This is a genomic window from Micromonospora echinofusca (genome assembly GCF_017614955.1).
Lineage (GTDB): Bacteria > Actinomycetota > Actinomycetes > Mycobacteriales > Micromonosporaceae > Micromonospora > Micromonospora echinofusca_A.
The window spans coordinates 1-7060 of record NZ_WVUH01000354.1; the positions used below are offsets into that span (position 1 = coordinate 1).

At 73.5% G+C, this 7060-nt stretch carries 7 protein-coding genes; 4 read left to right on the top strand and 3 right to left on the bottom strand.

The window, feature by feature from the left end; all coding sequences use genetic code 11:
• Positions 1-82 precede the first annotated feature (82 nt).
• A complete protein-coding gene (locus GSF22_RS28170; protein ID WP_307804395.1) occupies positions 83-619 on the bottom strand; it encodes a TlpA family protein disulfide reductase in 537 nt (178 codons plus the stop codon).
• Positions 620-957: 338 nt separating this feature from the next.
• On the opposite strand from GSF22_RS28170, the gene GSF22_RS28175 reads away from it, so the two are divergent.
• Entirely contained in the window at positions 958-1824 is an 867-nt protein-coding gene (locus GSF22_RS28175; protein ID WP_208816770.1) for a S1 family peptidase, read from the top strand.
• A gap of 175 nt (positions 1825-1999) precedes the next feature.
• Positions 2000-2650, top strand: a complete 651-nt coding sequence (locus tag GSF22_RS28180) for a fasciclin domain-containing protein (RefSeq protein ID WP_208816771.1) — start codon at positions 2000-2002, stop codon at positions 2648-2650.
• Positions 2651-2714: 64 nt separating this feature from the next.
• On the opposite strand, the gene GSF22_RS28185 is transcribed toward GSF22_RS28180, so the two are convergent.
• Both GSF22_RS28185 and GSF22_RS28190 read right to left on the bottom strand, forming a co-directional pair.
• A complete protein-coding gene (locus GSF22_RS28185; RefSeq protein ID WP_208816772.1) occupies positions 2715-3353 on the bottom strand; it encodes a response regulator in 639 nt (212 codons plus the stop codon).
• Positions 3346-4635: a sensor histidine kinase gene (locus GSF22_RS28190; protein ID WP_307804396.1), complete on the bottom strand. Its 1290-nt coding sequence runs from the start codon at positions 4633-4635 to the stop codon at positions 3346-3348. The genes GSF22_RS28185 and GSF22_RS28190 overlap by 8 nt, the downstream gene beginning before the upstream one ends.
• Before the next feature lie 210 nt (positions 4636-4845).
• On the opposite strand from GSF22_RS28190, the gene GSF22_RS28195 reads away from it, so the two are divergent.
• On the top strand, positions 4846-5928 hold the full coding sequence (locus tag GSF22_RS28195) for an ABC transporter permease (protein ID WP_208816773.1): 1083 nt from the start codon (positions 4846-4848) through the stop codon (positions 5926-5928).
• A complete protein-coding gene (locus GSF22_RS28200; protein ID WP_208816774.1) occupies positions 5925-6605 on the top strand; it encodes an ABC transporter ATP-binding protein in 681 nt (226 codons plus the stop codon). The genes GSF22_RS28195 and GSF22_RS28200 overlap by 4 nt, the downstream gene beginning before the upstream one ends.
• The last annotated feature ends 455 nt before the right edge of the window (positions 6606-7060 follow it).

A 7060-nucleotide genomic window follows, 5' to 3' on the forward strand; every position in this document is an offset into this window, starting at 1 on the left:
GCGGCGGGGCGGGGCGGGCGACAGAGGCTCGCCGACAGCCGGCCGTGGTCCACGGTCCGCCGACGGATCAACGCCACTCCGGTCACGACGGCACCCCGACGAGCAGCGGCCGGATCGCACGCACCAGGTCGTCGCGTCCCGGTACCCCCGACACCCGCTGGACGACCCGCCCGGTGGCGTCCACCACCAGGACCGTGGGGGTACGCCAGACGTCGAGTTCCCGGACCACGTCGAGGTGCTGCTCGACGTCGATCTCGACCACCCGCACGCCCCCGGTCCGGTCCTCGATCTCGGTGAGGATCCGCCGGGTGGTACGGCACGGGGCGCAGTACGCGGACGAGAACTGCACCAGGGTGACGGCCCCGGCGGGTACCCCGAGCGCGGCGAGTGCCGACGACGGCGTCGCGCCGGTGGCGTCGGCGGGTACGCCGACGGTGGTGGTGCCGGGCACGGGGCGGATCCGGCCGTCGCGTCGGCGCCGCCACAGGCCGAGGACGGTGGCGAGCGCGAGGACGCCCAGGACCACCGCGAGCCCGGTCAGGGTGGAGTGCCGCACCGGCCCAGCCTGCCACAACAGCAGGTGATCGACCTCCACCGTCCGGATGACGGGAACCGTCACCAGCAGGGTTCCCGCGCGATCAGGGCCTACCGCCGGACCGCCGGGACAGCCCGCCGCCACGACGGCGGCAACCCGCCGGACGACACCCCGCCGGACCACCGGCAGCCGGGCCGGCGACGACCCACCGGCGCGGTTCCGCGCACCCCGGCCGACGACCCCGTCTGATCCATATTCGTCGAACCCTTGCGTGGTTATTGATCTCCATAGATACTCACTGCCACGACGACCGTCAGGATCATGCACCGATCGACCCGACGTGCCGCCGCCCGACCACAACCTGCGGACCCCACCACAACCTGCGGGCCCGACCAGGGGGACCACCGCTTCGAGGAGGATCAGTGAGGATCACCAAGACCACCGGCCGGATCGGCCAACTACTCGCCGCCACCATCGGCCTGGTCACCGCCGGAGCCCTCACCCTGCCCACGTCCGCCTCCGCCGCCCCGGCGACCTTCGACGCCACCCAGCTCGCCCAGGTGAGCAGCACGGTCGAACTGTCCGGAGTCGACGGGATCGCCTGGCACGTCGACGCCACCTCCGGCCGGGTGGTCGTGACCGCGGACGACACCGTCTCCCGCGCCGACCTCGCGAAGCTCACCAAGAGCGCCGGCAACCGGGCCGGGGCCATCCGTGTCGAGCGGACCGCCGGGGAGTTCCGCCCGCTGCTCGGTGCCGGCGACGCCATCTACGGTGGCGGCTACCGCTGCTCCCTCGGCTTCAACGTGGTCAAGGGCGGCGCCTACTACTTCCTCACCGCCGGCCACTGTGGTGACGTCGTCGACACCTGGTACAGCGACTCCGGGCTGAAGACCGTGATCGGCCCGACCACCGGCTCCAGCTTCCCGGGCAACGACTACGCCCTGGTGCGCTACGACAACGCCTCCCTCAGCCACCCGGGCGGCTTCACCGCCGCCAACGCCTTCGTCGGCGAGTCGGTCAAGCGCAGCGGGTCGACCACCGGCACCCACAGCGGCACGGTGACCGCGCTCAACGTCACGGTCCGCTACTCCGGCGGCGGGACCGTGCGCGGCATGATCCAGACCAACGTCTGCGCCGAGCCCGGCGACTCCGGCGGCGCCCTCTACGACGGCACCAAGGCGCTGGGTCTGACCTCCGGTGGCAGCGGCAACTGCCGCACCGGTGGCACGACCTTCTACCAGCCGGTCGTCGAGGCGGCCAACGCGTACGGCGTGACCGTCTACTGATCCACCCGGTGTGGCCGGTCACCGGAGACCCCGGCGACCGGCCACACCGGACCACGGCCACGGCCACGGCCACGAAGAGGAATTCCCCGGTACTGCATCCAGCCGCCCCGTCCCCGACGAAGCAATGGTCGTGACACCAGTCACGACCCGGTTGCTTCGCTGAAGGGGCTCCTCAATGAACATCGGACGACTCACCGCCCGGATCGCCGTGGGTACCGTGGCCACCGCCCTGGCCGCCACCGCCGTCGCCGCGCCGGCCCAGGCCGGCGGTACCGCCACCGGCACGACCTCGCTGGCGCAGGTGCTGACCGCCGACACCCCGGGGTTCGACCGGAACCGGCACGACTTCGACATTCTCCGGGCCGCCGTCCTGGCCGTCCTGGAGGCCAAGCCGAACTCCCCGGTCAAGGTGCTCACCGACGGCACCGTCGCGTTGACCGCGTTCATCCCGACCGACGCCGCGTTCCAGCAGCTCGTCAAGGAGATCACCAACGCGGCACGGCCCGCCGGTGAGAAGCAGGCCTTCGCCGCCGTCGCCGGGCTCGGCATCGACACCGTGGAGAGCGTGCTGCTCTACCACGTGGTACCCGGCGCCACCATCGACGCGAAGACCGCGCTGAAGTCCAACGGCGCCCACCTGACCACCGCCCTCGGCCCGGCCATCGAGGTCGAGGTCCGGCCGAACTCGCCGTACGGGGTGCTGCGGCTGGTCGACGCCGACACCGACGACCGCAACCCCCGGGTGGTGGCCACCGACATCAACCAGGGCAACCGGCAGATCGCCCACGCCATCGAGCGGGTCCTGCGCCCGATCGACCTGGCCTGAACTGAGCTGATCCGTCGACCGGCCGGTCCGGCCCGCCCCACCGGGCGCCGGACCGGCCGGTTCGTCAGCGGCGGATGAGGCCCTGCCGGCGGGCGGCGGCCACCGCTGCGGTGCGGTTGTCCACACCGAGCTTGGTGAAGACGTGCACCAGGTGGGACTTGACGGTGGCCTGGCTGAGGAACAGGGCCCGGCTGATCTGCTGGTTGGACATGCCGTCGGCGACGAGCTGGAGCACCTCCGTCTCGCGGCGGCTCAGCGCGGCCTCCGGGGTACGCATCCGGCCCATCAGCCGCTGGGCCACCGCCGGCGCGAGGGCGGACCGGCCGGCGGCGGCGGTGCGTACGGCGGCGGCGAGGTCGTCGGGGCTGGCGTCCTTGAGCAGGTACCCGGTGGCCCCGGCCTCGATGGCGGCCAGGATGTCGGCGTCGGTGTCGTAGGTGGTCAGGATCAGCACCCGGGGCGCGTCGGGCCGGGCGGTGATCTGCGCGGTGGCGTCGGCACCGTGACTGCCGGATCCGAACTGGAGGTCCATCAGTACCACGTCGGGCGCCAGTTCCCCGGCGAGCCGGACCGCCTCCGACGCGGTGGCCGCCTCCCCGACCACCTCGATGTCCGGTTCGGCGTCCAGGACGGCCCGCAGGCCGGACCGCACGATGGGATGGTCGTCGGCCAGCAGGAGACGGATCGGGGCACGGTCAGTCATGGTCTCGGACACCATCCCGGTTGTCGGCGGCGTACCGCTCGGCGGAGAACGGGAACGACACCGCCAGCGCGGTGCCCTGCCCGGGGGCGGACTCGACGGTCAGGGTGCCGCCGAGTTCGGCGGCCCGGGTACGCATCGCGGTCAGACCGAACCCGCCGTCGCCGTGCCCGGTGGTGGCACCCGGGTCGAAGCCGACCCCGTCGTCGACGACGTCCAACGCGACGCGGTCGGGCATGTAGGTGACGGTCAGGTCGGCCCGACCGGCCCGGGCGTGGCGGACGGTGTTGGCCAGCGCGGACTGCGCGATGCGCAGCAGCGCCACCTCGTACGGGGTGGGTAGCGGGACCGGGTTGCCGTCGACGTGCAGGCGGGTGGGCAGTCCGGCCTGTCGGCTGGTCGTCGCGCACAGCCGGTGCAGAGCGGCGGGCAGGGAGCCACCGGCCAGCCCCGGCGGCACCAGCGCGCGCACGAAGCGACGGGCCTCGGCCAGGTTCTCCTGGGCGCTGCCTCGGGCCTGGTCGACGTACCCGGCCGCCGCCTCGGGCCGCTCCGGCAGGTGGCGGGCCGCCGCGCCGAGCAGCAGTTGGATGCTGGACAGCCCCTGCGCCAGGGTGTCGTGGATCTCCCGGGCCAGGCGCTCCCGTTCGGCCAGTACCCCCCGGGCGTGTTCGGCGGCGGCCAGGTCGCTGCGGGTCGCTTCGAGCTGCTCGATGAGCCGGCGCCGCTGTTCGCTCTCCCGGTGCAGGGCCTGGTAGCCGAGGACCACGGCGACGGCCACCGCCGCGCCCAGGGTCGGTCCGATCAGCGCCGCCGGGGTGAAGCGGTGCGCGTGCCAGCTGTAGCCGACGACGGCAGCGACGGTCGTGCCGGCCACGGCCGCCAGTCCCCAGCGGGCTGGCAGCAGGTGCATCTGGAGGAAGAACAGCGGGAACGCCAGCCACACCCCGTCCGGGGTGGAGGCGAGCAGCAGCAGCCAGGCCAGGCCGACCGCCAGCAGCCACCGCCCGGCCGCCGCCGGGGACCGCTGCGGCCGGCCGGTGCCGGCGCCGACGGCGTACACCACCGCGAACACCGCCACCGCGAACGGCACCACCACCGGGTGCGCCGAGGCCGGGTCGGAGCCGGTCAGCGCCCGCACGGCGGTCACCGTGAGCAGCACCAGCACCAGGCCGTGCAGCAGTACCGGCAGCAGCCGCGCCGGGGAGTACGGTGCGCGGCCGGTCGGGCTGCCGGCCCGGGGCGCGGCGGCCGGCACCGGTGGCGGGTCCGCTGACGTGTTCACCGGTTGACCAGCCTACGAGCCGGACCGGTGCCCGGAGTCCGGTCCGGCCATCAACCGAAAGGTTGACTTCCTGGTCGACATCTCGACGCGGACCGGCCCGGCCGCAGAGCGATGGCAGCGGCCCGGTGAGCGACCAGCCTTGGTACCGGACGTCCGACCGGTGCGTGTCGTGGCGTACCACCGGAGTCGTCGAGGAAGGTGCCGTCTGTCGTGTTCGTGGCCTGGAGAGACCTGCGTTTCGCCCGGGGGCGGTTCGCCCTGATGGGTACCGTCGTGCTGCTGATGACCCTGCTGGTGACCCTGCTGTCCGGGTTGACCGCCGGGCTGGGCCGGGAGAGCACCTCGGCGGTCACCGACCTGCCCGCCGACCACCTGGTCTTCGCCGTACCCGCCGGTCAGGAGCCGTCCTTCACCGAGTCCGCCGTCCGGGAACCGCTGTGGCAGGAGTGGGCCCGGGTACCCGGGGTCGCCGCCAGCGGGCCGCTCGGCATCACCACGACCAGGGCCACCGCCGGGCAGCGCAGCGCCGCGCTGTCGGTCTTCGGGATCACCCCCGGGTCGTTCCTGGATCCCGCCGCCGGGCAGCTCGCCGACGGCCGGGTGGTGCTCTCCACCGGTGCCGCCGAGGCGCTGGACGTGCAGCGCGGGCAGTCGCTGACCCTGGCCGGGTACCCGGTGCAGGTGGCCGTCGTCTCCGGGGACGCCTCGTACAGCCACACCCCGGTGGTGTGGGCGAGCCTGGCCGACCTGGCCCGGTTGACGCCCGGTCCCGGCGACGGCACCGGACGCACGGCCACCGTCCTCGCGCTGCGCACCACCGGCGACGCCGACCTGGCCGCCGCCGACGCGCGGCTGGGTACCACCACGGTCACCCGGTCGCAGGCGCTGTCCGCGATCGGCTCCTACACCTCGGAGAACGGCTCGCTGCAACTGATGCGCGGCATGCTCTTCGCCATCTCGGCCCTGGTCATCGGCGCTTTCTTCACGGTCTGGACGATCCAGCGCAGTGCGGACATCGCGGTGCTCAAGGCACTGGGTGCCACCACCGGTTACCTGCTGCGCGACGCCCTCGGGCAGGCCGTGGTCCTGCTGGTGGCCGGTACCGCGCTCGGCGCGGCCATCGCCGCCGGCCTGGGCGCCGTCGCCGCGTCGACCGTGCCGTTCGTCCTCGACGCCGCGTCCGTCCTGCTGCCCGCCGCGGTGATGGTGGTCCTCGGTGCCGTCGGTGCCGCGCTGTCCGTCCGCCGCATCACCTCCGTCGACCCGCTGACCGCACTGGGGAGTGCCCGATGAGCCTGGACCTGACCGACATCGTGTTGACCTACCCCGACGGTGACGGTCGACTGACCGCCCTGGACCGGGTGGACCTGCACGTCCCGGCCGGTACCACGACCGCCGTGGTCGGCCCCTCCGGCTCCGGCAAGTCCAGTCTGCTGGCCGTGGCCGCCACCCTGATCACCCCGGACTCCGGGCGCGTCGTCGTCGATGGCGTGGACACCACCGGCCTGCGCCCGAAGCAGCTCACCGCGCTGCGCCGGGAGCGGATCGGGATCGTCTTCCAGCAGCCCAACCTGATCGCCTCGCTCACCGCCACCGAGCAGCTCCAGGTGATGGCCCACCTCGACGGCCGGTCCGGTCGGGACGCCCGGCAACGGGCCCGGCACCTGCTGGACACCGTCGGCCTGGCCAGCCGGGCGGACCGCCGCCCGCACCAGCTCTCCGGTGGGGAGCGGCAACGGGTCAACATCGCCCGCGCCCTGATGAACGACCCGGCCGTGCTGCTGGTCGACGAGCCCACCAGCGCGCTGGACCACGAACGCGGGTCGGCCGTCATCGACCTGCTGACCGACCTGTCCACCGAACGCGGGATCGCCACGGTGATCGTCACCCACGACACCCACCACCTGCACCGCACCGACCGGGTCGTCGAGGTGGTCGACGGCCGGCTGCGCCTCGGCGCTTCCCGCTGAACCGGCCGTCCCGGAGCGCACCATCGTCCCGGTTGTCACCGGCGTCCCGATTGTCACCGGCGTCCCGGAGGGCGGTGTGGTCCGGGGAGTCACTGGCGTCCCGGAGGGCGCCATCGACGACTCGTCTTGTTGCCGGCCGTTCCCTGGAAGTCGGGGTCTCCGCCCCGCCCCGACAGCCCGGTCTCCGGAGAACCGCGCGGGACCGGGGGCGGCATCGGCAACGGACGCCCGCCACCTCGGCCCACTGGGGGGATATGCGACTATCTGAGATTTATGTCCGGTTGGCTCCGGACCCGACAGCCGCCCGGGCGGAATGGCCGGGGGCATGGCGGCGTTGAAACCTGGTACGACCGACCGACGACCCGCCCCGCTCCGGGGCGACGCCGGGCCCGACGGAATGTCGACCCACCCCCGGTCGTTACACCTCCCTGACGCCCGCCGCGACGGCCGGATGC